Consider the following 26,484-nt stretch of genomic DNA (forward strand, 5'->3'; position numbering starts at 1 on the left):
TTCGTTTCCCGGCTACCCGCCAATTTGCCGGTACTCTTCGCTACGTACGATGAGTAGTCCGTTTTGATCTCGATCGATCCCGAACGCGCGAGGGCAGCACGTTGAGCCACGACTGGACCGATAATCGCAAAAATCTGATGCTGTTCAGCGGCCGCGCGCATCCAGAGCTGGCCGAGCAGGTGGCGAAAGAGCTCGACGTCCACGTCACCGCACAAACGGCGCGCGAGTTCGCCAACGGCGAGATCTTCGTGCGGTTCCACGAGTCGGTGCGCGGCTGCGACGCGTTCGTGCTGCAGTCCAATCCAGCCCCGGTCAACCGGTGGCTGATGGAACAGCTGATCATGATCGACGCGCTGAAGCGGGGCAGCGCCAAGCGGATCACCGCGGTCCTGCCGTTTTACCCCTACGCCCGCCAAGACAAGAAGCACCGCGGTCGCGAACCCATCTCGGCGCGACTGGTCGCCGACCTGCTCAAGACCGCCGGCGCCGACCGGATCGTGACGGTCGACCTGCACACCGACCAGATCCAGGGCTTCTTCGACGGACCCGTCGACCACATGCGCGGACAGAACCTGCTGACCGGCTACATCAGGGACAACTACCCGGACGGCAACATGGTCGTGGTCTCCCCCGATTCCGGCCGGGTGCGCATTGCCGAGAAGTGGGCCGACGCGTTGGGCGGCGTTCCGCTGGCCTTCATTCACAAGACCCGCGACCCGCGGGTGCCCAACCAGGTGGTGTCCAACCGCGTGGTCGGTGAGGTCGCCGGCCGCACCTGTGTGCTGATCGACGACATGATCGACACCGGCGGCACCATTGCCGGCGCGGTAAAGCTTCTGCATGACGACGGCGCCGGCGACGTGATCATTGCGGCCACCCACGGCGTCCTGTCCGACCCGGCCGCCGAACGTTTGGCCGGGTGCGGAGCGCGCGAGGTGATCGTGACGAACACGTTGCCGATCGGCGAGGAGAAGCGTTTCCCGCAGCTGACGGTCTTGTCCATCGCGCCGCTGCTGGCCAGCACCATTCGCGCTGTTTTCGAAAATGGCTCAGTCACAGGGCTTTTCGACGGAGACGCCTAGATGGGTTCTGGTTCGGGCGACACTGTCATCTACCACAACCCCAAGTGCAGCACCTCGCGTAAGACGCTGGACTTGTTGCGGGACAACGGTATCGAGCCGCAGATCGTCCAGTATCTGAAGACGCCGCCGTCGCGGGCAGAGCTGGTACGCATGATCCGCGACGCCGGGATCGACGTGCGCACGGCGGTACGCAAGCGTGAACCCTTGTACGCGGAACTCGGCCTCGCCGATGCGGGCGACGACGAATTGCTCGACGCGATGGCCGAGCATCCGATTTTGATCGAACGACCGTTTGTCGTCACGCCGAAGGGCACTCGGCTGGCACGGCCTGTCGACGCTGTCCGCGAGATTCTGTGAAGCGCTGTGTGGCTGCGGTCACGATGGCCGCGTTGGGCGCGGTCGCCTGCGGGCCGAAATCGCCTGACTTCCAATCGGTCTTGTCCACGACAAGCAGCGCAGCAGCGACGACAACCACCACCACCGGCAAGCCCGCCCCCCTCTCGGAATACCTGGAGAGCATCGGCGTCAACGGCGAGCCGGTGCCACCGGGTGACGTTCCCGATCTCACCGTGTCCATTCCCACGCCGCCGGGGTGGGGGCCGCACGGTGATCCGAAGGCGCACCCGAACGCGGTGATGCTCGCCAAGGGCGACAACTTCCCGGCGGCCCTGCTGGTCGTGTTCAAGCTGCGCGGAAGCTTCGATCCCGCCGAAGCGATCAAACACGCCAATGCCGATATGCCCGAAGGCTTTCACCAACTGAATGCCTCTATGGCGCCGTTCAACGGCTTTCCGTCGTCGATGGTCGAGGGCAGCTACGACGCACGAAGCGGGCGCATGCACAGCTGGAACCGGATCGTGTTGCCGACGGGCTCGACGAACCAGCGATACATGGTCCAGCTGACCATCACCAGCATGGCCGGCGAAGCGGTCAAGCAGAGTGACGACATCGAGGCGATCATTCGGGGATTCGTCGTCGCGAAGAAATAGCGTCCACCGCGAAAGTGCAACTAGCTACGCGTTTCTCGAGTAAGGCCGTCGGTAGTTGCACTCTCGCGACCGCGCTAACTAGTGGCGGGTTGCTTCCTGGACGAGCTGCACGCGAGACGTCAGGCCGAGCTTGGCGTATACATGCGTCAGATGGGTTTGCACGGTACGCGGGGAGACGAACAGCCGCGCGCCGATCTCCTTGTTGCCCAGACCCTCCCGGACCAGACGCACGACGTCCCGCTCCATGGGCGTCAGCGAGCGCCAGCCGGTGGTCGGGCGTTTGCGTTCGCCACGACCGCGCTGGGCGTAAGCAATTGCCTCCTCGGTCGACAACGCGGCACCTTCGGCCCGGGCAGCGTCAAAGTCGTTGTGTCCCAATGCCGCTTGGACTGCTGCCACGGCGGCGTCATAGCCTGCTTGATACATCGGGTAGCGCGGGTGCCTCATGCGTTGCCGTACAGCCTCCGCCGCTCCCAACAGACGCGCCGCGTACGCGTAGTTGCCATCGTCGGCCGCAAGGCGGGCAAGGCATTCCAGAGTGTCGTCCACCCGCAGGTATCCCCGAGTCTGTGCGGCGATGGTGAGCGCGTCATGGGCGTCGCGCTCAGCTTGCTCCGGCTCACCCTGCCCGATCGCAACATATGCCCGCACTATCAGCGTGAACGCTCGGGGCCATCCGGCTAGCGCTTCGACGGTTTCGTCAGCCCAACGTCGGGCGGTCACCAGGTCCCCGCACGCCAAGGCGGCCTCGGCCGTAGGGGTCAAGGTTCTAGTGAACCTTTCGCGCAGCTGATTGGTGTGCTGCCAGGCGGTTTCGGCTGCCGTAAATGCTGCCGCTGCGTCGCCGTCGGCAAGAGCAGCCGCAGCGAACACCGCATACACCCCGTCTTCCATGACGCCGCCGATCGCCTCGGCGGCGGCCAGGACGGATTGCGCCTCGGTGCGCGCGCCTGACACCTCACCCTGGTGTGCGAGCCCGGCGCCATGACATAGCCGAGCGAAGATCGCCGTGGTCAGATCTCCATCCATGTCGGCATCGTCAGCCACGGCCCGGACGGTTTCGCTTGCCTGCGTGAGGTTTCCCTGCAACATCAGCGCTAAGCCGAGCCACAATCGGTTGTTCCGTGAATAGAATCGGTCGCCGAGCGCGTCGGCGAGGTCACGCCCCTGTTCTGCGGCCGGGAGCGCTGCGGTCGGGTCACCGGCTATGACGCTGGCGGTCGCGTAATAGCTGCAGACCAGACAGAGGCTCCACTGATCACCCGCTGCGCGGGCGAGGTCAATCGCCTCCGCGAAGTAAGAGTGGGACCCTTCGGCGGTGCTGGCGGCGCGCACCCCGCAGGCGATGAGGGCGCGCGCGATCAACGCCGGGTCGTCGAGCTGACGAGCGAGGGCCAGCGCCCTTTGTGGGCGATCCGGGGGTGTTAACGCACCGACCTGCGCAGCGATGATGGCTTCGTGGGCCGCCGCGCTCGCCCACACCGCCGGTTCGATGTCCGCGTTGGCCTCGTCGCTCAAGATGGCGTCTATTCCAGCCAGCGCTTCCTGCGCACGCCCGCCCCGTAACCACAACGGCCGCAACGACAATATGAGCCGCAGGGCCGTCTCGGGCTCGGAGTTCTCCCGGCTCCACGCGAACGCGGCTCGCAGGTTGTCGATTTCGGTTTGAGCCCAGCGCAACAACTGCTCATCGTGGGCGTGGCCAAGTGCTTCACGCTCCGCCGCCGTAGTCGCGTAGTAGTCGCGATGGCGCGTTCGGATCTCGACGGCCTCGCCGGACTCACCCAGTTTTTCTTGCGCGTATTGACGGATGGTTTCCAGCAATCGATAGCGCATTCCCGCACCTGTGTCGATGCTGGTTTCGGAGGCAACGACGAGGGATTTGTCGACCAATAGGGTCAGCAAATCCAGGAGTTGGTAGGTCTCCGCTGTGCTGGTGGCGCCGACGGCCTGGGCGGCATCGAGGTCGAACCCGCCCATGAATACCGCAAGCCGCCGGAACAAGACCCGCTCCGGTTCGGTCAGTAGTGCATGCGACCAGTCCACCGAAGCGCGCAGGGTCTGCTGACGCCGCACCGCCGTGCGCGCACCGCCGGTCAGCAACCGGAACCGGTCATGCAGGCTGTCCACGATCTGCTTGAGCGACAATGCCCGAATACGCGCTGCGGCAAGCTCAATCGCCAAGGGCATACCATCCAGGCGTGTGCAGATCTCTTTGACGAGATTCGTATTCTCTTCGCTCACAATGAATTCGGGTCGCGCATGGCGAGCACGGTCGCTGAACAACTCGACGGCCTCGTCGGCAAGGGACAACGACGGCACCAGCCAGGCCAGCTCGCCCGGTACCCCCAGCGGCTCCCGGCTGGTGGCGAGCACCGTCAAACGCGGGCACGCACCCAGCAGTTCGACGATCATGGTCCCGCACGCATCGAGCAGATGCTCGCAGTTGTCCAGCAGCAACAACATCGTCTTCTCGCCGAAGAACCGCACCAGCGTGTCCATGGTCGAGCGCCCCGGCTGGTCCGGCAGACCGAGCGTGCGAGCGGTCGTAACGGGAACCACCGCCGCATTGGTGATCGGCGCCAGGGCGACATACCAGATGCCGTCAGAGAACTCGGCATTCAACTGAGCGGCCACTTCGACGGCAAGGCGCGTCTTGCCAGTACCGCCGGCACCGGTCAACGTCACCAGCCGATTACCCGCGACCAGCTCACGCAACTCCGTCATCTGCCCCTGGCGCCCAATGAAACTCGTCAACTGAACCGGAAGATTGTGCGACGCAACGACACTACGCACCCGCAACGGCGGAAACTCATTACGCAAATCCGGATGACACAACTGCACCACGCGCTCCGGACGCGGCACCCCCCGCAGCGGATAACTGCCCAACTCCGTCAACCACACATCCTCAGGCAACCGATCCACCACCAACGATTCCGTCACGCCCGACAGCACGGTTTGGCCGCCATGCGCCAGATCGCGCAATCGTGCCGTGCGGTTGATCGTCGGACCGACGTAGTTGCCCTCGTCGCGCAACTGAATCTCACCGGTATGCATACCGATGCGCACCCTCAGCAGGGCCAGCGGCGCCCGCTGCAACGCCAAGGCACACGCCACCGCATCGGACGCCCGCGCGAACGCCGCCACGAAGCTATCGCCCTCACCCTGCTCCACCGGACGCACCCCGCCATACGCCGCGACGGTCTCATCCACCGTGCGGTTCAGTACCGCCAGCGCCGCTGTCATCTGCTCGGGCTGAGACTCCCACAACCGCGTCGACCCCTCGACATCAGCGAGCAGCAACGTCACCGTCCCAGTCGGCAACAACTCGCTCACACCCAACTCACTCCAGGTCAGCGTCGGCATCTCCACGTGTTGGCTCATGGTAGCCAGCATCGCCGTCGCAACCTATGCAAAACATCCGCCAGAGCGCGCAGATACCTCCGCCGGCCCGCGTAGGGTGCCACGATATCCAGGTGACCGATGGTCGACCGATTGAAGAGTTGCTGGATCGTGCGGTCGCTGCGATCAACCGCGGTGACCGCGCCGCCGCGACCGCCCTGGCCGCTCAGGTGCTGGCTGCTGACAGCGCCAACGCCGAGGCCGAAGACCTATTGGCCGTGCCAGGCAATCCCGGTGAGATCCGCCGATTGACCATTTTCTTTGCCGACCTGGTGGATTCGACGGTGTTGTCGACTCGGGTCGAGCCCGAGACCTATCGCCTGCTGGTGGGTCGCTATCGCGAGCAGGTACTGCGTGCCGTTAATCGCTACGAGGGTCACGTCGGCTCCACCAAAGGCGACGGATTGCTCGCGGTGTTCGGCCATCCGATCGCCCACGAGGATGATGTGCGCCGCGCGATACAGGCGGGCCTCGAAATCACCCGCGAAGTAGCCAAACTCAGTGAACAGGCCCGCCGCCGCTTCGGAATCGAAATCAACGTCAGGATCGGGGTGCATCGCGGCCTGGTGTATCTGGATACCGTCCAGGACGACGTTTACGGGCTGGCCGCCAACCTGGCGGCGCGCGTCTGCGGTCTGGCTCCACCGGGCGCGGTCGTGGTTTCTGACGCCGTCGAGACGTTGGTACGCAACAACTTCGAGTTGGAGGCTCGGCCGGCAGCGCTGGTCAAGGGCGTCGAGGATCCGATCACGCACTTCCGCGTGTTGGCCGAGCGTGCGCCGGTGCAGAATCCGGGTCACGGTCCACTGGTCGGGCGTGACGCCGAATTGACGCACCTGCAACAGTCTTGGGAGCAGGCGAAAGCCGGAACATTGGGCATTCCGGGGTTGGTGTTCCGGGGCGAGCCTGGGATAGGGAAGTCCCGGCTGGTGGCGGCTGCCGTCGAATTGGCCGACGAGGCCGTGGTCCTGGAATTGGCCGGGTCGCCGTTTCACACCGACGCCGGCCTGTACCCGGTACGCACGTTGTTGGAGTATCGCTGCGGCATCGCCCGCAATACCGACCACGCTCAACGACTGCGGTTGCTGGACAACGAAGTTCGTGCCCGCGGCCTGGATCCGCAGAGCACAGTGCCACTGTTGGCGCCAGTGCTGGGCATCGACACCGGCTACCAGCAGGTGGCTGCGGAGGGCCGCAAACTGTACGAGTCGATCGCACAGGCGGTGCAAACTTATCTGCTGACATGTGTCGGCCACGGGCCCGGACTGGTAGTGGCTGAGGATGTGCACTGGTTCGATCCGTCGACGCGCGAGGTGCTGACCGCGCTGCTCGGCGCGGCCCAGGGTCGGCTGCTCGTGGTGATCACCGGGCGCCCCGGGAATTGGCTGCCCGCCGGGTGGCCGCACCAGCTGTTCGATCTGACGCCATTGACCGACGAGCAGGCCGACATGTTGATCACCGCGCTGGACCCCAACCTCACCGCAGATGAACGGACGGCGGTGGCCCAACGGTGCGACGGGGTGCCCTTCTATATCGAGCAGGTCGTCAACGGCGTTGGCCAGACGGGGGTGCCGGAAACGTTGTACGAGCCGTTGTTCGCCCGGCTTCGCGCCAGCCCCAGAGTGGTTCCCGTGCTGGAGGCGGCGGCCGCCATTGGCCGCCACGTCGACCGGGGTCTGTTGTGCTCGGTGGTCAAACTTGCAGACGACGAGGTTGACGACGTCATCGGCGAGCTTGAAGACGCTTCGGTACTCGAGTGGTGGGGTGCCGATACGTGGCGGTTCCGCCATGAACTGCTCCGCGAGGTCGCCGCCGAATTGGCGCCTCCCAGTGTGCGCCGATCGCTGCATGCCAGGGTGGCCGACGCGCTGTCTGAAAGCGCGGACCCGGATTGGCAGCTGATCGCCGGGCACAACGAGAGCGCCGAACGGTTCTTCGAGGCCGCCGCGGCCTTGCAGGACGCAGCGGCGGATGCGCGGCTTCGCGGCGCGCTTGCGGAGGCCCGTACCTACCTGACCCGGGCCATCGAGCAGCTCGACCGAGCCACGCCGGGCCCTGACCGCGACAGTCTCGAAATGGGACTACGCCTGGAAAGCGGACGCCTCGCCGGTGCCACCGAAGGCTATCAAAGTCGCTCTGCCGCAGTGGATTACGAGAGATGCCTACAGCTGGCCGGCACTGACCTGCGGGACGAGGAACTTTTCGCCACATTGGCCGCGCTGGCTGGCTACTACGTCACGCGCGCCGACCTCGACCAGGTGGAACAGGTGCTCGAGTCGCTGCGCGCCGGCGTCGAGCACGGCCGCGACTGGTTCGCTCCGGTGATCGAGGCCTACCGCGGGCTGGTGATGCTGCTGCGCGGCGAATACGACTCCGCTACCAGCCTTCTCCAACGGGCCATCGCCGGCTTGGCCGACATGGACCAGAACAGCGTCTATCTGCACGAGCCAGGCTGGTATGTGGCCAACGAACCGCTGACGTATGCCCACACGCATCTGGCGTTTGCCCGCTTCATGGGTGGTGATTTGATCGGCGCCGAAAGCGAGCTGGCCCGGGCCCTGTGTCGAAGCGAGCAGCTCGGATTCCCGTCTGGCCCATACACCGTCTGCTACGCGCAGTTGATCGAGATCGCGATGCGATTCGAAGCCGGCCAGGTCGAGACCGTCGCAAGTCTGGCTGCCGAGCTGACTGCTCGCGGTGAGCGGCACGGCTTCGAGGTGTGGCAGCTGGTGGGTGTCACCTGTCAGACCGCAGCTCGCGGCCTGGCGGCGCTCGACGCCGGCGATCAGGCCGGTCTGCACAGTCACATCGCGACCCTGACGTCACTGCTCGACTCCTTCCGAACGTTCGAGGCGCATTTGTTCGTCACCGGGTACGACGTCATCCTGGGGCGGCTGTTGATCGGCGCCGGCCAACCCGCGGCGGCACGCGAGCGCCTTGAGTTGGGACTGTCGTTGGCTCGGCGCACCGGGATGTGCTGCTATGACGCCGAGTTGCTGCGACTACGCGCGCAAACCCGGGACGACGAGGCCGCCCGCCGCGCTGACATCGGCGCCGCGCTCGAACTGGCCCGCCGCCAAGGCGCGCGATTGTTCGAGTTGCGGTCCGCGCTGGATGATTACGAGCTTCGCGGTGAGGAGGCAACTTCCGCCGTCGCCAACGCCTTGGCGCGCATACCTCGTGACTTTTCATGGCCGGAACTTGCTCGGGCGCCAGTAGTTTGAGCGGGGCGCGCAACCAAGTCTCACCGGTATGCGCACCCTCAGCGGCGCCAGCGCCGGCATCTCCGCGTGCTGGCTCACGGTAGCCAACGTCGCTGCCCCAACCTCTGCAGAACGGGCCGGTAGAGCGCGCACCGTGCCGCTCGTGGCTTGCGGAATTACGACCCCACACCGCGCAGATCTACGCGCTGGCGCCGATGGTCTTGCCTGCCAACCGCCGGATAGTCGACGCCATGACGATCCAAACCGCACTCGAGTCCCCAAGCGTTTTCGATGCTGGCCTGCCCGGTATTGCCTACGACCACCTCACTGATCCGGCCGAAGCGCACCGCGTCCTCGCTGGCGCCCGCAAGCAGGCCCCGATCGCCATCGGCCCGTACGGCCCGGAAATGTTGAGCTACGAGCTGGTCCGCACTGTGTTGCGGGACAACCGATTCGTCACCGCCCACGGACTGGGGCTGCCCGCGCGAGGAATCACGTCAGGTCCACTGTGGGACAGGGCAATCAGCAACATCCTGGGCATCGACGGCGTCGAGCATCATCGACTGCGCCGGCTCGTGTCGAAGGCCTTCTCACCACGGGCCGCCGAACGGCTGCGCACGTTGACCGTCGACGTCATCAACGGGCTGGTCGAACCTTTCACCAGCGCCGGGCACTGCGACATCGTCGCCGATATCGCAAAAAGCTATCCGACACAGATCATCTGCGCGCTGCTCGGCGCGCCGGCCGAGGATTGGCAGCTGTTCTCCGACTGGACCGACGACATCAAGAAGTTCTTCGAGGCCGGCGTCGCCGACGACGCCCCGCTTATCGAAAAGGCGTGGAACGAACTGGACGCCTACCTCGAGGAGTTGATCACCCGTCGGCGCGCCTCGCTGACCGACGACCTGATCTCCGATCTCATCCGTGCCGAAGAAGACGGCGACCGACTCACCCACGACGAACTGCTCATGCTCTGCGCCACGCTGCTCGGCGCCGGCACCGATACCACTCGCCACCAGCTCGCCGCGGCGGTGCAAACCCTCTGCGCGCATCCCACCCAGTGGGCCATGGTCGGCCGCCATCCGGAGTTGGCACCGCAAGCAATTCAGGAGTTGATGCGTTACAGCCCGATCATTTTCGGTGCTATCCGGCAAGCCGCCGAGGACGTCGAGCTGGCAGGGGTCCGTATTCCGGCCGGCACCCTGGTGATCGCCAACACCGCCTCGGCCAACCGCGACCCCGAGGCCTATGACGACCCGGAACGGGTTGACATCACCCGGGCAAACCCAGCTGCCATCCTCAACTTCGGCGGCGGCATGCACTACTGTCTCGGCGCTCACCTCGCACGGCTGGAACTGACCGAAGCTCTTCGGATCATCACCGCACGGATGCCGAACGCCCGCCTGGCCGGCCCGGTCCCGTGGAGAGCCATCAGCGGGATCACCGGACCCCTGGCGGTGCCTCTGGAGTTCGACACCATTTAGGCTTCCCAGCCATGGCCGACTGGACCGCCGCCGACCTGCCGTCATTCGCCGGGCGCACCGTCATCATCACCGGCGCCAACAGCGGGCTGGGGGCGGTGACGGCCCGAGAGCTGGCGCGCGTGGAAGCAAAGATCGTGATGGCCGTCCGCAACACGGACAAAGGCGATGCCGCCGCGCGACAAATTCCCGGCCAAGTCGAGGTGCGCCAACTCGACCTGCAGGATCTGTCGTCGGTGCGGCAGTTCGCCGACGGGGTGGACAAGGCCGACATCCTGATCAACAACGCCGGCATCATGGCCGCACCGCATGCCGTCACCGCGGACGGCTTCGAGAGCCAGATCGGCACCAACCACCTCGGTCATTTCGCGCTGACCAACTTGCTGCTGCCCAAGCTGTCCGATCGGGTGGTGACGGTGTCGTCGATGGCGCACTGGCTTGGCCGCATCCGCCTCGACGACCTCCACTGGCAGAACCGCCGGTATTCGGCCTGGCTGGCCTACTGCCAGTCGAAGCTCGCCAACCTGCTGTTCACCAGTGAGCTGCAGCGCCGCCTCGAGGCTGCCGGTTCGCCGCTGCGTGCGCTGGCAGCCCACCCTGGCTATTCGCACACCAACCTGCAGGGCGCCTCGGGCCGCAAGTTGAGCGATACGGTCGTCTCGGCGGCGACTCGGGTTGTGGCCACCGACGCAAATTTCGGCGCTCGGCAAACGTTGTATGCGGCGTCGCAGGACTTGCCGGGTGACACGTACGTCGGGCCCCGGTTTGGCTACGTCGGGCGCACGCAACCCGTCGGGCGCAGTCGGGCGGCTCGAGACCTGGCGACTGCCCACGCTCTCTGGCAGGTTTCCGAGCAGCTCGCGGGCACCAAGTTCCCGCTGTGAGCTGCGCTAGTTGGTGCCGAGCCTGCGGTGGCGGCGCCGAACCTGCATCCAGGGCCCCGCTGTCGCGAGTTTCGTCGCCCTCACCGCAGGATCGATACCACGATCCGTGACGGAAGTGACAACCGTGGCCCGGAGATTTCCGCTCCCACCGGCACATGCGCTAACCTGACCGGGCGTCACGGCGAGGGTGGCAGGCCAAGCAGCCAGCACCGTTATCGACGGAGACCGACATACCGTCGCGATCCTGGCCGTGGTCAACCAGACACACAGGAGCGACACGATGGCAAAGTCAGCAGTCAACCAACTGCCCGTCAAGGTACGTAGCGAGACCGGCAAGGGCGCGTCCCGCCGGGCTCGGCGCGACGGCAAGATTCCCGCCGTACTCTACGGTCACGGCGCCGATCCACAACACCTGGAACTGCCTGGTCATGACTTTGCCGCCGTGTTGCGGCACTCCGGTACGAACGCGGTGCTGACCCTCGACATCGAAGGCAAAGAACAGCTGGCGCTGACCAAAGCGCTCGACATCCACCCCATCCGCCGCACGATCCAGCACGCCGACCTGTTGGTCGTGCGTCGCGGCGAGAAGGTGACCGTCGAGGTTAACGTGGTCGTCGAGGGCGAGGCAGGACCCGACACACTGGTCACCCAGGAGACCAGCGCCATCGAAATCGAAGCCGAGGCGCTGTCGATTCCCGAGCAGTTGACCGTCTCAGTCGAGGGCGCCGAGCCGGGCACACAGTTCACCGCCGGGCAGATCACGCTGCCGGAGGGAGTGAACCTGATTTCGGACCCCGAATTGCTGGTGGTCAACGTGGTGAACGCGCCGACGGCCGAGGACCTCGAGGAAGAGGGCGCGGGCGAGGAAGCCGAGGCGGCAGAGGGTGCCGAGGGTGCCGAAGAAGAGGCCGGCGAAGCCGCGGAGACCTCTGCGGACGAGTCCGAGTAGACGGTTCGCCCACGGAGACAACCCACGGAGACAAAAATGGCCGAGCCCCAGTTGGTGGTCGGCTTGGGGAACCCGGGAGAGCACTACGCCCGAACGCGGCACAATCTGGGGTTCATGGTCGCCGACCTGCTCGCCGCGCGCCTGGGCGCAAAATTCAAGGCGCACAAGCGCTCCGGCGCCGAGGTCCTGACGGGCCGGTTAGCCGGACGCTCGGTGGTACTGGCCAAGCCCCGCTGCTACATGAACGAGTCGGGCCGGCAAATCGGCCCGCTGGCGAAGTTCTACTCGGTGCCGCCGGCCGACATCATCGTCATTCACGACGAGCTCGACCTCGAGTTCGGTTCCATCCGGCTCAAGTTCGGCGGCGGCGAAGGCGGGCACAACGGGGTGCGCTCGGTGGCGTCTGCGTTGGGTACCAAGGACTTTCAGCGGGTGCGCATCGGGATCGGCCGTCCCCCTGGCCGTAAAGATCCGGCCGCCTTCGTGCTGGAGAACTTCACCGCCGCCGAGCGCGCTGACGTCCCCACCATCTGCGAGCAGGCGGCCGACGCCACCGAGTTGCTCATCCAGCTTGGGCTGGAACCCGCGCAAAACCGCGTCCACGCCTGGTAGGCACGCCCGCCAGTTAGGTGACCAGCATCAGGGAGGTGGAACGGCGCAACTTGCCCGACGGGGTCTTCGGGATGGTTCCCGGACCCAGGACAACCACGTTGCGGGGCCGCACGTCGACCTCGGCAAGCACCTCGTGCGCCACCTGGTGCTCGATACGGCGCACCTCCGCCGGATCTTCGAAAGCGTTGGACTCCACCGCAACGGCAAACGTCTCGCGGGAATGTCCGGCGTCGAGCCGTACGGCCACCGCGCAACCCGGACGGACACCTTCGACCCGGCCGGCGGCCCGCTCGATGTCGGTCGGATAGATGTTTCGGCCGGCCATGATGATGACGTCCTTGACGCGGCCGCACACCACCACGTGACCGTTCTCCATCTGATAGCCGAGATCACCGGTGTCGTACCAGCCGTGCTGGTCTTGCGCCGGCAGGAATCCGCCCATCGTGATGTAGCCGGGGGTCACCGACTCGCCGCGCAACTCGATCACCCCGACACCGCGGTACGGCAGGATGTTGCCGTCGTCGTCGACGATGCGGGCCTCGATGCCGTGCAGCAGCGGCCCGAGTGAGGCCAGCCGGCGGGTGTTGCCCTTGGTCGCCGGGACCGCGCGGCGCAGCGCGGCCAGCAGATCGGCATCCACCTCGTCGACGACCAGGCCCGCGCCGCACTCGGAGAAGGCCACCGCGAGCGTGATCTCGGCCATCCCGTACGCCGGCAGGATCGCTCCGGGGTTCAACCCGAACGGCTTACCGGCCTCGACCAGGTCTTCGACGTCAGCAGGCTCCACCGGCTCGGCCCCCGACAGCGCGAAGCGCAGCGTCGACAGGTCGAACTGACCGGGCTTGGCCTGCTTGCGCAACCGCTTGGCAAACAGCGAGTAGGCGAAGTTCGGGGCCGCCGTCATCGTGCCCTTGTACTTGTCGATCAGCTTGGCCCACAGCAGCGTGTCGCGCATGAAGTCCATCGGGGTGACCTTGACCAGCTCACCGCCGAAGTACATCGGCACGGTCAGGAAGCCGATCATGCCCATGTCGTGAAACAGCGGCAGCCAGCTGACCATCACGTCGGTCTCGGCGTTGTACTCGGCGCTGATGAACATCGCCTCGAGATTGGCGAACAGGTTGCGGTGGGTGATCTGGACCGCTTTCGGCGACCCGGTCGAACCGGACGTCAACTGCATCAGCGCCAAGTCGTCCTCGCCGACCTCGATGGGGTCGATCGGCTCGGATCCCAGCAGCTGCTCGACGGTCAACACGTTGATGCCGCGCTCCTGCAACACCGGCGCGGCGGCCATGAACGGCTCGGAGATGACAACCGCCTTGGCCTCGATCATGTCGACGACGGTCGTGGTGTCCTCGGCCCAGATGGCCAGGTCGGTGCGCGGGGTGGGCTGGTGCAGCATGGTCAGGCTGGCGCCGCGCATCCACAGCCCCTGGGCGGTCGGAGCAATCTCGACCGGAGCACCCGCGAGCACACCGACCCCGTCGCCGCGGCCTATGCCGGCCGCCGCCAATCCACCGGCGATCTTCCGCGCCCGCTCGTGCACCTCGCCCCAGGTGTGGCGAACCGGAGTGTGTGGCTCGCCGGTCACCATGCCCTTGGTGGTCTCGCGGGCGTTGCGGAACATCTTCTCGGTAAATCTGCTCACAACCAACTCCTCGGTTCCGGCACTGTTCCCAAGGTTCGGGATCTCATGCTCCGCCTGCCGAGCTCCACATTCTGGCAGGCGCGCGCACACAATTGGGGCGCGGTTACGTCTCGAAACAGTGATAAGCCGACGACGGCAGAGGCAGACCGCCCAGCGGAGCGCATGTGCTTACCGTCATTCGTCACCGCGGGATATCTTAAGCTCCTCTTAAGGAACTGCCAAACTGTGACGCGATGTGAGTGCTAATTCACATGGAAGGCGTGCGGCTCACACGGCATCTGTCGGCGCCGGCACCACGCGGGCCCCGGCTACCGGCCCGGTGGCGACCCGAACACTGCGGCAAACACCCGCGCCGGACAGCTGGGTGCCGACGTCGATCGCCGACGCCTCCGACGCGCAGAGGAATGCGCAGGTGGGCCCCGAGCCGGAAACAATGCCGGCCAGCGCGCCCGCGTCCACGCCGGCGCGTAGCGCGCGCCGCAGCGCCGGGTCCAGGCTGACCGCGGCGGCTTGCATCTCGTTGCCCAACAGCGGTGCCAGCTGCTCTGGATCGCCCGCGGCCAACGCGGCCAGCACCGGCCCCGGTTCATCGAGTCGCGGCGGATCACCGGCGGCCCGCAGGCGGTCGAGCTCGGCATAGACCGCCGACGTGAGCAGTCCGCTGTCGGCGAAGGCCAGCACCCAGTGGAACGTGTTACGGGACAGCACGGTGGCCAGCTCCTCGCCGCGGCCGGTGCCCAGGGCGGTGCCGCCGTGCAGGGCGAACGGCACGTCGCTGCCCAACCGCGCCGCGAGCATGCGCAGGTCGCGGCGGGGCAACGCGAGCTCCCACAGGGAGTTCATCGCGACCAGCACCGCCGCCGCGTCGGCGCTGCCGCCTCCCATCCCGCCGGCAACCGGAATGGCTTTGTCGATCATGATCGACACATCGGGCGCCCGGCCCACGTGTTCGGCCATCAGCTCGGCGGCCTTCCAGGCCAGGTTGCGCTCGTCGGTGGGCAGCTTGTCGGCGCCCTCGCCGACGACCTCGAGCGAGAGCACGTCGGCGTTGCGCACGGTCACCTCGTCGACCAAGGAGACGGCGTGGAACACCGTCGTCAGCTCGTGATAGCCGTCCTCGCGGCGATCGCCGACCGCGAGGTAGAGGTTCACCTTGCCGGGCACCCGAACGGTGGCCGACCCGGTGGGCACCCACAATTCGGCGGTGTTCCCGTCAGACCCAGCCACGGCAGCAGACTATCGCTGCCGGCAACAATCCACACGCGACGGGCCGAAAGGCCGCGGGCTACCCGGCTGCGGCGGTGTTGTCCGACCGTTGCAACAGGCGCACGAAGTCGTCGATGGAGAGCGTCTCGCCGCGGCGGGCCGGGTCGATGCTGGCGGCGAGCAATCGCGTGGCCGACTCGTTGCCCGAGCCCGCCCACTCCGCGAAGGCGTTGCGAGATGTCTTGCGCCGCTGCGCAAACGCGATATCCACCAACTCGAACACCTGCCGCCGGAAGGCTTCGCCCGTCAGGTCGGTAGGCCACGGGGAGGTCGTGTACCGGTCGATGCGCACCAGCCCGGAGTACACGCGCGGGATCGGCCAGAACACCGTCGGCGACACCGTCCCGCAGCGGCGCACGCGTCCGAAGTAACGCACCTTGACGCTGGGCACGCCGTATTCCTTGCCGCCGGGCTCGGCGGCGAGGCGCTCGGCGACCTCGGCCTGCACCATCACCGTCACGGTGCGGATGGAGGGGAACTCGGCGAGCAGATGCAACAAGGCCGGGACGGCGACGTTGTACGGCAGATTGGCGACGACTGCGGTCGGGGCCGCCGTGTCGTCAGGCAGATCCTCGCGGCGCAGCGTCAACACGTCCCGGTTCAGCACCGTCAGCCGGTGGATTTCACTGTGCGAGTGCTCCGCGACGGTCTGCGGCAGCCGCGCGGCCAGCACCGGGTCGACCTCGACGGCCGTGACCGTCGCGCCGCGGTCGAGCAACGCCAGGGTGAGCGACCCGAACCCCGGTCCGACTTCCAGGACTACGTCGGAGCGACCGACCCCGGCGGTCGAAACCACCCGTCGCACCGTGTTGGCGTCATGGACGAAGTTCTGCCCGAGCGATTTCCGTGGCCGGAATTCGAGTTCCTTGGCCAGCCGCCTGATCTCGGTGCGTCCGAGCAGCCGGATCGTCAGCGCGCACCCGCTCTTCCGCTGCACACCGGCCAGGCGCCCCAGCCCTGGCGCTGTTGGGTCACCGAAGCGACGGCGATCTGCTCCTCACGGGTGGCCAGGTCGGCGCGCGGGGCGTATTGCAGCCCGCCGTTGCGCTCCCAGGTGCCTTGGTCGAATTGCACCCCACCGTAGTACCCGTTCCCGCTGTTGATCGCCCAGTTTCCGCCCGCCTCGCAGCTGGCGATGGCATCCCAGATGGCGCCGTCGGATACCGGCGGGACCTCCGTGCCGGGCTTGGTCCCCACCCGAACCACCGCTTCGTGCGCGGGCGTCACCACCACGTTGGCGACGGGCAGCCGGCCGGTCTCCACGCCGTTGACGGTGGCCACGGCGAACGTGACATCCTGCACGCCCGGGCTGCCGGGATCTTCGACGATCTGGCGGCTGGCGTTCAGCTCCGGATCCTCGATGCGACGAGAGCTCGGCGGCAGCGGGACGCGCTCGGTGACCCGCTGGATGCGGTGGCGGGTGACCTGAATTTCCATGCCGTCGACGATCGGCGAGGTCGCATTGGGCACCACTTGGTCGCTGTCCAGTAGCGGGGCGCCGGCGGCCTTCAGCAGGCCGGCCACATTCGGTGCGGGCAGGTGCACGGTACGCACCGCGCCACCGTCGTTGATCTGCACCGTCTTTGCGCTGACCACCGGCAGGGCCATTCCGCTCAACGGGACCCGGCTGCCGCGAGAGGCCGCGGCCGGGGCGGTGTCGGTCATTGCGAGTTGGGCAAGTGCCTCGTCGACGGTGGATGCCGTCGTCCAAACCTGGCGAGTCTGCTGGCCGTCCAGCGAGATCTGCAGTGGCCGGCTGCGTCGCAGCACGATGTTGTCGGCGTTGTGGACTTGCACATCGGCGGCGGGATACAGGTCGTCACGCTCGCCGACGGCGAAGCCGTTCTCCCGGACGATGTCGATGACTCGCGACTTCATGGTCGTCACCCGAAGCACGGTTCCGTCCACCGTCAACGTCACCTTCTTGGACGTCGAGATGGCGTAACCACCCGCGATCGCGAGGGTCAACAGGAGCCCTCCGACGAGGAACCGCAACATCGGCGAAGGAGCTTGATTCAGTTTTGCCAGAACACCTAACGACCGCTTATCCCCGACCGCGGATATCACTAGCATCCACTCCAATGACCTTTTCGAGCTCTACACGCCAAAAAAGGGCCCAGAGGCCCACCTGTCATGATCACAAGACGGTAACGAATCAGCCAAGGCTCGGCAACTCCGACAGCCCGGCGCCTGCCAAAATCAATGCAAACGCCACGAACTACGCGGCCGGCAGCTTCAGCCCATAGACCCGAGCAGCGTTGCTCGTAGTGATGCGCGCCAACTCTACGTCAGAGCTATCAACCAGCTCAGCAATGGCGCGCACAGTATAAGGAAGGCAGTACGGTTCATTCGCTGAGCCGCGGTAGGGATGCGGAGTCAGGAACGGCGCGTCCGTCTCCACCAGAAGTTGCTGGGCGGGTATCAGCGGTACGGCTTCGCGCAGCGCACGAGCATTGCGAAAGCTCGCCGTCCCGGACAGGCTGAGCAGCCATCCGGCGTCGACGCAGCGGCGGGCCATCGCGCTGCCGGACGAAAAGCAGTGGAATATCACGTCCTTCGGCGCGCCCTCGGCAGTCAGTACGTCGAGCACCTCCGCGTCGGCGTCCCGGTTGTGGATCATCAGCGGTTTGCCGGTCCGCTTCGCCAGGTCTATATGCCAGGCGAAAGCCTCGCGCTGCACCGCCGGCTCGGCGCAACCCTCAAGGCGGCCCGGCCAGTACAGGTCCAACCCGGTCTCGCCGACGGCAACCACTCGCGGGTGGGCCGCCAGTCGCTCGATCTCGGCGCGGGCGTCGTCGGTGAGCGCGTTCGCGCGCGTCGGGTGCAACGCCACCGCCGCGTACACCCGTGGGTCCCACTCGGCCGCGCGCGTCACCCAGCGCGCCGAGTCCAGGTCGTCGGCGATGGTCACCACCGCCACCACACCCACCGCCGCGGCTCGCTCGACGAGGGCGGCGACGTCCTCGGAGTCGCGCGCGCCGCAGGCATCCAGGTGGGTATGGGCGTCGACCAGCGGGGCCAGCGGCTCGGGAGCAGGGGGTGTCTGTCGGTTACCGGACCGGTTGGAGCTCACGGGCACACAATAGGGTGATTCGCAATGAGGCCCTACTACGTCACCACCGCGATCACCTACCCCAACGCCGCGCCCCACCTGGGGCACGCGTACGAGTACATCGCCACCGACGCCATCGCGCGGTTCAAGCGGCTCGACGGCTTCGACGTGCGCTTCCAGACCGGCACCGACGAACACGGCCTCAAGATGGTCCAGGCCGCGGCGGCCGAGGGGCTGCCGACCGCGGAGCTGGCTCGCCGCAACTCCGACGAGTTCCAGCGCCTGCAGGAACGGCTGGACATTTCGTTCGACCGGTTCATCCGCACCACCGACGCCGACCATCACCAGGCGTCCAAGGAGATCTGGCGTCGGATACAAGCGGCCGGCGACCTCTATCTGGACAGCTACGCCGGCTGGTATTCGGTGCGCGACGAGCGGTTCTTCGTCGAATCGGAGACCGCCGAGGTGGACGGAACCCGGATCGCCGTGGAAACCGGCACCCCGGTGACCTGGACCGAGGAGCAGACCTACTTCTTCCGGCTCTCGGCGTATGCCGACAAGCTGCTGGCCCATTACGAGGCGAACCCGGACTTCATCGCTCCCGAAGTGCGGCGCAACGAAGTGGTCAGCTTCGTCTCCGGCGGATTGCACGATCTGTCCATCTCGCGCACCTCGTTCGACTGGGGGGTGCAGGTGCCCGGGCATCCCGACCACATCATGTACGTCTGGATCGACGCGCTGACCAACTACCTGACCGGGGTCGGGTTCCCCGATACCGACTCGGAGTCGTTCCGCCGCTATTGGCCCGCCGATCTGCACATGATCGGCAAGGACATCATCAGGTTCCATACCGTCTACTGGCCGGCGTTCCTGATGTCGGCTGGAATCGAGCTGCCGCGAAGGGTTTTCGCGCACGGATTCCTGCTCAACCGCGGCGAGAAGATGAGCAAGTCGGTGGGCAATATCGTCGCCCCGGAAGCCCTGGTCGACAGGTTCGGGGTGGACCAGGTCCGCTACTTCCTGTTACGCGAGGTGCCGTTCGGCCAGGACGGCAGCTACAGCGACGAGGCCATCATCACCCGGATCAACACCGACCTGGCCAACGAGCTGGGCAACCTGGCCCAACGGTCACTGTCGATGGTGGCCAAGAACCTGGGCGGGGTGGTGCCCGATCCCGGTGACTTCACCGCTGACGACACCGGCCTGCTGGCGGTTGCCGACGGCTTGCTGGGGCGGGCGCGCGCCCATTTCGACGCGCAAGCGATGCATCTTGCCTTGGAGGCGATCTGGCTGATGCTCGGCGACGCCAACAAGTATTTCTCGGCGCAGCAGCCGTGGGTGCTGCGCAAAAGTGAGGCCGAGGCCGACCAGGCTAGGTTTCGCACGGTGCTTTACGTCACCTGCGAGGTGGTGCGCATCGCGGCGTTGCTGGTGCAGCCGGTCATGCCGCAGTCTGGCGGCAAGCTGTTGCGCTTGCTCGGCCAGGACGAAAGTCAGCGTTCGTTCGCCGCTATCGGACAGCGGCTGGCACCCGGTACCCCACTGCCGCCGCCGACCGGTGTCTTCCCGCGCTATCAGGAGCCCACTACCCAAGCGGAGTAGAGCGGCTCAGGCCGCCAAATCTGTCGGCGATCTCCGAGCGCGCGTGCGACGGAATTTCGGGTGCGAATCGCGTGGCGTAGGCAGCAATCCACTTCTCGTTGCCCCGGAGGAACGGGTAGTCGGTGACCACCATGTGCCGCACGGCGAGCATCGCGAACGGTGCGTCCAATGGCCTGAAGTCCGGGTTGCGAAGCCCCTCCTCCTGGTGGCCGGGGTAAAACTGGCCGACCATCAGCCCGCGCTTCACGAATGCGTGCTTGCATTTGTTCTGGACGGCATCGATCTGACCGAAGTCCGTCACCTCGGGGAAGACCACGACGACGGCTTTGTAGATCGATTCAGGGCGGTCAACCGGAGGAAGTACAGGCAGAGCCGCCGCGATTTCCTCGAGCAAGCCGACCATGCTGTCGTGGTCCAGATTGTTCCCGCGCACGAATGCCACCCAGAACAGATGCTTCTTGATCGAAGTGCCCGTGAAGGGGCAGACGGCCCCCGTGCGCCCGAGATCGGGATGCGACTTGCTCAGCCAGTTCTTGGCCCAGTGCTTGACCGTCTCGAACTCCCACTCCGCCACTGCCGGAGGCGTCGGACCGGCAAGCGTGGACAGCGGCACCGAGAGGTCTGAGGCGCGGAAGGCCGCAAACTGTGCGCTATTCCGGTTCATCGGCGCTCGCGGTGTCAACCGATTCCCTTGACTTACGGAGCGACTCGAGCATTATCGTCGCGAGCAGCTCCGCTTGGGGTGGCTGAAGCAGCCCGACGTGGTCACCGGCAAGACGATCCGCGGCCAAGGGCCCCTTGTGAAATGTGCCCCAGCCCAATAGATCTTCCTCTGCGGTTCCTGCTGAGACCTCGCTGACGAACAGATGCGTCGGCACCTGATGTCCGGGCTGCTGATAGCGCGCTGCGATCTCTGCAGCGCCGCGGCAGTCGAAGCCGCGCTGCGGCCGCGGCGAACCACTCCCGAGCACTCGACGCGCGACTTCGGCGTACTTGGCCCGCTCATCCGCGAGCTTTTCGCGTAACCGGCGAAGCCGCCGTCGCGGCGTCAGCTGCAGCAGCGATGGTGACTCGATGTCGAGAATGCCCAACCAGTCGATCTGCTCGCCGGCACGGACAGCCTGACGGGCAACTTCGTAGGCCACGAGGCCGCCGAGCGAATAGCCGGCCAGCGCAAGCGGCCCTACTGGCTGCCGACGGCGGATCATCGAAAGAGCTTGTCTCGCATGGTCTTCGACGGCCACCAATCGGTCGAACTGTCCGCCTGGCTGTTCGGGGATCAGCGTGTGTACCGGCTGCGCGGCACCCCACTGCGCGGTGAAGTGTCTGACGCTCATCGCCGACGCAAGGTCGGAGAAGATGAAATGCAGCGGTGGGCTAGACGTGACTTCCTCGGCAGCGCTGGAACTTTCGGTTCCGATCAACTTGGCGAGTCCCGCAACGGTCCTGCCATCATCGACGACCGCTGCTACCGACAGCTCGACACCAAATTCCCGCGCGACATCGGCGACCAAGCGGGCGGCCAGCAGGGAGTGACCGCCCAAATCATAAAAGTCTGAGTCGACGTCGGTTACCTGCACGCCCAGCAGGTCAGCCCACAGCGCGGCGACGCGCCTTTCGGTTTCGTTCCGCGGAGGCCGAGCGTCGACTCGGCCTGTTTCCCGCCGTGGCGACGGTGCGGGCAGCGCGGCGTTGTCGAGCTTCCCACTGGTGGTCATCGGCAGCGCGCTCAGATACACGAACGCGCTGGGAACCATGTATTCGGGCAGGCGGCGACGCAGCCAATCACGTGCCTCCGCGTCGCTCAGGCGCCCCGGCTCGCCGACGATATACGCGACCAATTGCCGTTCGCCGTTGGGCGCCTCGCGACCGATCACTGCGCAGCCCCCGATTTCCGGATGCTCACACAGGGTTGACTCGATCTCGCCGGGCTCTATGCGAAAACCGCGGATCTTGAGCTGGTCGTCGTAGCGGCCCAGGTGTTGTAACCGGCCATCGGGCAAGAACCTGCCGCGATCGCCGGTGCGGTAGATCCGCCCGCCGGCATGGAAAGGATCATCTCCGAACCGACGTGCGTGCTCGTCAGGACGATTGAGGTAACCACGTCCCACCCCGACGCCGCCGATGGCGATCTCGCCGGGAACCCCGACCGGTTGGAGACGACCGCGGGGATCGATGATGTACACCCGTACGTTCGGCAACGGTCTGCCTACGGTGATGGTGTCTCCCTGGGCCAGCCGGGCAACGCTGGTGCCCGCCGTAGCCTCGGTCGGGCCGTAGCCGTTCCAGACCGCTGCGCACCGTTGCAGCAGCGCGTGGGCCAGCCCGTCGGTGAGCGTTTCACCGCCGGCCGCCACCTTGAGACGCTCCTCGCCACGCCAGCCGGCGGCGATGAGACCCCCCCAGGTGGTTGGTGTCGCGAACATGAAGGTCGCGCCGGTGTCAGCGATCAAGCGACTCAGCGAAGCCGGGCTCACCGCCTCCGCCGCGGTGGCGAGCACTACCCGTGCCCCGCACGCCAGTGCGCAGAAGATATCGAAAAGCGCCATATCGAAACTGATCGACGCCACCGAGAGCACTGTGTCGCAGGCATCGATGCCGAACTCCCGACACAACGTTCGCGTCAGGTTCGTGACGCCGCCATGCTCGATGAGGACCGGCTTCGGGCGACCGGTAGACCCTGACGTGCAGATCACATAGGCGAGATCGGTCGACGACACGATTGGCAAGGCACCAGGGCCGTGCTGGTGCCACCCAAGGTCGCCGAGGTCGATGACGGTGGCCGCGATTGCGTCTGTCCCAGCCGGCAGCTTGCGATCGGTGAGAACGATGCCCGCGCCAACGTCATTGAGGCAGAACGTGTTCCGGGCGGCCGGCTGGCACGGATCCAGCGGCAGAAATGCCGCGCCGGATTTGAGGATCCCCAGAATGGCAGCCACCACATCGGGCGTTCGGTCCAACAGAAACGCCACCACCGTTCCGGGCCCACAGCCCGCCTGCACCAACCGAGATGCGATGACCGCCGCGCGGTCGTCCAACTGCCGATAGGTCAGGGTGGCTTCTTTCGACGGCGGGCCGACCTTGACCGCTACCGCGTCAGGCGTACGTTCGACCTGCCGGCTGATGACCTCATGCACGCATTGCGGCGAGGTTCCCTCGTCGCTGGTCCGATTCCAACTCAGCTGACGTCTGCGCTCATCTGGGGTAACCAGGTCGTGTTGAGCCATCGGCAATCGAGGGTCCGCCGCGACGGCATCGAGCAATCGAAGCCAGTGCGTCGCCATCTGGCGTGCCGTCGCACGGTCGAACAAATCCGCATTGAAGACGAACCCTCCCACGACGCGCCCGTCGGGGCGCTCATCCAACTCAATACCTATGTCGTCGTTCGCCGATCCGACGGCGTCCCGAACCTCGGCTTCCATCGCGTGTAGCGACCACCCGTCGGCCGGCGCAATCAGCGGCTGAAATAGCAATTGCGTTTGAAAGAGCGGACTGGTGCGGGGATCTCGCGGTACACCAAGCGCAGTCACGAGAGTGTCGAACGGCACAGCATCGCTGAACGCCTCGTCGGCCACTCGGCGGATTCGGCCTACCAGTGCAGTGAAGCACTCTTCATCCGAGACGCGGCATCGCAGGGCCACCGGTGTCACGCAGTTGCCGGCCACCCACAACAGGTCGTCACGCTCGCGCAGGTCATACGTGCTGCCGAAGACGACGTCGGTCGAGTCGGCATACAGATGTAGCCACCACGCATATGCGGCAGCCAGCGCGTGAAATAGAGTGCCGCCCGCTGCCCCGGCAGCGCGGCGCAGCCCTTGCACGGTGGAGTGTTCAATTGCAAGCGGGACTGTCCCGCCGGCCAAAGTCGGACACGGTGGCCGCGGGTGATCGAGCGGCAGATTGCTTGGCGCGCTGCCGGCAAGCCTGCTGCGCCACTTGGCAATTCGGGCGGCTATCTCCCGTCCGCGAACCCAATCGCGCTCCCACATCGTGTAGTCGGCGTACTGCGCTTGCGGGTCGGGCAGTGACACGTGCACGCCCGTGGCGTAGTTGCGGTACAGGGCCGTCAGCTCTGCGAATACCACGCGTTGCAGCGTTGTCCAGTCGAAAACCAGATGGTGGAGGCCCAGCTGCAGCCGGTGGTCGTCGTCGGCGATGCGGATCAGCCGCGGGCGTATCAAGGGCCCCTCGGCCAGGTCATAGGGACGCAACGTGTCGGCGGCGGCGATCTCGGTAGCCCGGTGTACGGCGTCTTCGAGACTCAGGTGTGTCAAATCGACAAGGGGCAGTTGGACTTCCGTTGGTTTCCGGACGATTTGATGAGGCACACCGTCAATCGTTTGAAAGGTGGTGCGCCACACCTCGTGCCTCGCGACCACATCGGTGAGCGCGCGGCGCAGCGCTTCCACGTCGAACGGACCCGCCTTGCGAATGGTGATCAGCTCGTTGTACGCGGGCGAGCCCAACGCGAGCCGGCTGAGATTCCAGAGCCGAGTCTGCGAAACCGACAGTGGCAGCGGCGCCGACCGAGACCGCGGACCGACTCGACGCGTCTCGGTCACGGTGTGCTCACTGAGCCGAGCCGTCAAGCCGTGACCCGCCGCTCGCCATGCATGGCACCGACTGCCGCGCGGTGGTCACCAACGACATGTGGTCCTCCTGGGCGGGACGATCGACCCGGCGTCGGGCCCGACCAGGCGGACGCCGCATCCTGGCCATACCGGATGTTTCCTAATTAGCTTTTTTACATACCATATCGCGGTAAGCGATGCTGTCGTCAAGTTCACAGTTTGTTTCCAGTGCCCTACGGCCGTGGTCAAGAGCGGTGTGAAAGAAGGGTCTCCGCCGACAGGGGCTGGCGGTCCCAGTAGTCACACCTCCCACATCAGTACCGCCGCGGGCGGCACTAATCGATCGCGGAATGCGCTAGCACCGGCGCTATCAACTTCGCGAAGAGGAAAGTATGGCCGACGCAGAGACTGATGTGACAGTTGAGGCTCTGTGGCCAATGCGGTCATCCTCAGGCCGGCGGCTGCTGTACACCCGACCGCTCGGCCCACACCGGCACAGGCCGTAACAGCCGATCCCACAAAAACACCGCCTGTGATACCGGCTGCCGTGGGTAATAATTGGGCGCGTGGAACGACGACGCACCTGGCAACAAACCGAATCGCCGATGGCCACGCTGGAGCAATTGCCGGCGCTGGTGATCCTCGAGCGGATTCCGGTCCCAGTGCTGGCCATTGGGGGCGACGGCAGAATCTTGTTCACCAACACCGCGTTCGCGGAGATGGTCGGCTGCGAACCGGAAGAGGTCTTGTCGCTGCGGTTCCACGAGATTTTCCACCAGGTGCCGGTTTCGGAATCGCTGCTTTCGGTCGTCCATGCATTGGCGAACATGGTCGTCGAACTGGCGCACAAGGACGGCTCAGTGGTGCGCGCGTTGATGAGCAGGTCAGCGGTCATGCGCGCGGACGACGATTTCGCCCTCGCGACTTTCCAGGACTTGACCGAGCAGTTGTGGGAAGACGGGCATTGAGTTCACGGCTGTGGTCCGAGCTACTCCCGGGCATGGCGCAGAGATTCGCGCGCGAGGAACTCGCGGAAATACGGTACGGATGCCTCGGCGACTATGCCGGCGATCAGCAGCGCCCACACCTGACCGACCCATTCGGCGAAGTCGCCGCCGACGCCGCCCGCTGGACCGTCGTCGGAAACGCTGTTATTTAGCAACCGCATTCCCAGCACGGCGCCGACAATCAACTCGCTGACCACCGTCGGCTCGACGTCCTGCCTGAGGTCTCCTTCCGCGGCCGCGCGCCGGGCCTCTGCGGTCATCAGCTCGACCAACCATGTGCCGAAGCGCGTAGCGGCGTCGTTGAATCCGCTCAGGGCACCGCTCAACCGCTCGGCGGCGCGGGCCATTTTGTCCGTGCTGAGCACCTCGGCAATGGTGAACGTGCCGTGAATCATGTTCTCCAGCGCCGGCGACGACGACCCACAAACGTTGCGGAAAGCGGCCAGCATGGCGTTCGAGCCTTCCTCGATGATCGCCGACGCCAGCGATTCCTTGGAATCGAAGTGGTGATACAAGGCGCCCTTGGTCATTCCGGTGCGTTCGATGATCGTGCCCCACGCGGCGGCGGCATAACCGACCTCGCCGAACACCTCGATCGCGGCATCCAATATCCGTCGCCGAGTGACTTCGGACCGAACCTGGCGGGCCATCGCTCCTGCACCTCCGGAGTTTGGTGTCGAATCGCTTAGATTCCGGATGTCGGAGCCTATATTCCCCGGCCAGGGACCTAACGCCT

The 26,484-nt window shown here is 65.9% G+C and carries 19 protein-coding genes; 10 read left to right on the forward strand and 9 right to left on the reverse strand.

Annotated features, from left to right (window positions below):
• Positions 1–101 precede the first annotated feature (101 nt).
• The 3 genes from A5791_RS04365 to A5791_RS04375 are packed head-to-tail and all read left to right on the forward strand — an operon-like array spanning position 102 to position 2,071.
• Positions 102–1,082, forward strand: coding sequence for a ribose-phosphate diphosphokinase (locus A5791_RS04365; protein ID WP_067231699.1), 981 nt, complete (start codon positions 102–104; stop codon positions 1,080–1,082).
• Entirely contained in the window at positions 1,083–1,439 is a 357-nt protein-coding gene (gene arsC / locus A5791_RS04370; RefSeq protein ID WP_067231703.1) for an arsenate reductase (glutaredoxin), read from the forward strand.
• A gap of 23 nt (positions 1,440–1,462) precedes the next feature.
• Positions 1,463–2,071 (forward strand): LpqN/LpqT family lipoprotein, encoded by a 609-nt coding sequence (locus A5791_RS04375; protein WP_067231819.1) that lies wholly within the window; start codon positions 1,463–1,465, stop codon positions 2,069–2,071.
• Between the two features lie 78 nt (positions 2,072–2,149).
• On the opposite strand, the gene A5791_RS04380 is transcribed toward A5791_RS04375, so the two are convergent.
• Positions 2,150–5,455, reverse strand: a complete 3,306-nt coding sequence (locus A5791_RS04380) for a LuxR family transcriptional regulator (RefSeq protein WP_231995799.1) — start codon at positions 5,453–5,455, stop codon at positions 2,150–2,152.
• A gap of 92 nt (positions 5,456–5,547) precedes the next feature.
• Here A5791_RS04380 and A5791_RS04385 point away from each other — a divergent pair, with 92 nt between their 5' ends.
• The 5 genes from A5791_RS04385 to pth all read left to right on the forward strand — a co-directional run bounded on the left by A5791_RS04385 (position 5,548) and on the right by pth (position 12,602).
• Positions 5,548–8,697 carry an adenylate/guanylate cyclase domain-containing protein gene (locus A5791_RS04385; protein ID WP_231995800.1) on the forward strand — a complete coding sequence of 1,050 codons (3,150 nt, stop codon included), beginning with the start codon at positions 5,548–5,550 and terminating at the stop codon, positions 8,695–8,697.
• Between the two features lie 230 nt (positions 8,698–8,927).
• Complete coding sequence (locus A5791_RS04390; protein WP_067231709.1) at positions 8,928–10,160, forward strand: cytochrome P450; 1,233 nt, start codon at positions 8,928–8,930, stop codon at positions 10,158–10,160.
• An 11-nt stretch (positions 10,161–10,171) separates the two neighbouring features.
• On the forward strand, positions 10,172–11,041 hold the full coding sequence (locus A5791_RS04395; protein WP_067231713.1) for an oxidoreductase: 870 nt from the start codon (positions 10,172–10,174) through the stop codon (positions 11,039–11,041).
• Between the two features lie 280 nt (positions 11,042–11,321).
• Positions 11,322–11,990 carry a 50S ribosomal protein L25/general stress protein Ctc gene (locus tag A5791_RS04400; RefSeq protein WP_067231826.1) on the forward strand — a complete coding sequence of 223 codons (669 nt, stop codon included), beginning with the start codon at positions 11,322–11,324 and terminating at the stop codon, positions 11,988–11,990.
• 36 nt (positions 11,991–12,026) lie between these two features.
• Positions 12,027–12,602, forward strand: a complete 576-nt coding sequence (pth, locus tag A5791_RS04405) for an aminoacyl-tRNA hydrolase (protein WP_067231716.1) — start codon at positions 12,027–12,029, stop codon at positions 12,600–12,602.
• A 13-nt stretch (positions 12,603–12,615) separates the two neighbouring features.
• Here the strand turns inward: pth and A5791_RS04410 are convergent, their stop codons facing one another.
• The 5 genes from A5791_RS04410 to A5791_RS04430 form a co-directional block, all read right to left on the reverse strand.
• Positions 12,616–14,250 carry a fatty acyl-AMP ligase gene (locus A5791_RS04410; RefSeq protein WP_067231720.1) on the reverse strand — a complete coding sequence of 545 codons (1,635 nt, stop codon included), beginning with the start codon at positions 14,248–14,250 and terminating at the stop codon, positions 12,616–12,618.
• A gap of 267 nt (positions 14,251–14,517) precedes the next feature.
• Positions 14,518–15,477, reverse strand: coding sequence for a 4-(cytidine 5'-diphospho)-2-C-methyl-D-erythritol kinase (locus A5791_RS04415; RefSeq protein WP_067231723.1), 960 nt, complete (start codon positions 15,475–15,477; stop codon positions 14,518–14,520).
• A gap of 58 nt (positions 15,478–15,535) precedes the next feature.
• Positions 15,536–16,462, reverse strand: coding sequence for a 16S rRNA (adenine(1518)-N(6)/adenine(1519)-N(6))-dimethyltransferase RsmA (gene rsmA / locus A5791_RS04420; RefSeq protein ID WP_067231726.1), 927 nt, complete (start codon positions 16,460–16,462; stop codon positions 15,536–15,538).
• Complete coding sequence (locus tag A5791_RS04425; protein ID WP_067231729.1) at positions 16,426–17,514, reverse strand: resuscitation-promoting factor; 1,089 nt, start codon at positions 17,512–17,514, stop codon at positions 16,426–16,428. The genes rsmA and A5791_RS04425 overlap by 37 nt, the downstream gene beginning before the upstream one ends.
• 220 nt (positions 17,515–17,734) lie before the next feature.
• Positions 17,735–18,595, reverse strand: coding sequence for a TatD family hydrolase (locus A5791_RS04430; protein WP_067231733.1), 861 nt, complete (start codon positions 18,593–18,595; stop codon positions 17,735–17,737).
• A gap of 18 nt (positions 18,596–18,613) precedes the next feature.
• Between A5791_RS04430 and metG the strand changes: the two genes are divergently transcribed.
• The gene (metG, locus tag A5791_RS04435) at positions 18,614–20,170 is read left to right on the forward strand and encodes a methionine--tRNA ligase (RefSeq protein ID WP_067231736.1); all 1,557 of its coding nucleotides are present in this window, start codon (positions 18,614–18,616) and stop codon (positions 20,168–20,170) included.
• On the opposite strand, the gene A5791_RS04440 is transcribed toward metG, so the two are convergent.
• Positions 20,154–20,834: a DUF6875 domain-containing protein gene (locus A5791_RS04440; RefSeq protein WP_082966733.1), complete on the reverse strand. Its 681-nt coding sequence runs from the start codon at positions 20,832–20,834 to the stop codon at positions 20,154–20,156. The two genes, metG and A5791_RS04440, sit on opposite strands and share 17 nt — an antisense overlap.
• Positions 20,821–24,732 carry a non-ribosomal peptide synthetase gene (locus A5791_RS04445; RefSeq protein ID WP_067231740.1) on the reverse strand — a complete coding sequence of 1,304 codons (3,912 nt, stop codon included), beginning with the start codon at positions 24,730–24,732 and terminating at the stop codon, positions 20,821–20,823. The genes A5791_RS04440 and A5791_RS04445 overlap by 14 nt, the downstream gene beginning before the upstream one ends.
• 614 nt (positions 24,733–25,346) lie before the next feature.
• On the opposite strand from A5791_RS04445, the gene A5791_RS04450 reads away from it, so the two are divergent.
• Positions 25,347–25,709: a PAS domain S-box protein gene (locus A5791_RS04450; protein WP_067231743.1), complete on the forward strand. Its 363-nt coding sequence runs from the start codon at positions 25,347–25,349 to the stop codon at positions 25,707–25,709.
• Positions 25,710–25,729: 20 nt separating this feature from the next.
• On the opposite strand, the gene A5791_RS04455 is transcribed toward A5791_RS04450, so the two are convergent.
• Entirely contained in the window at positions 25,730–26,398 is a 669-nt protein-coding gene (locus A5791_RS04455) for a TetR/AcrR family transcriptional regulator (RefSeq protein WP_067231746.1), read from the reverse strand.
• Positions 26,399–26,484 lie beyond the last annotated feature (86 nt).

The organism is Mycobacterium sp. 852002-51163_SCH5372311 (assembly GCF_001667115.1).
Lineage (GTDB): Bacteria > Actinomycetota > Actinomycetes > Mycobacteriales > Mycobacteriaceae > Mycobacterium.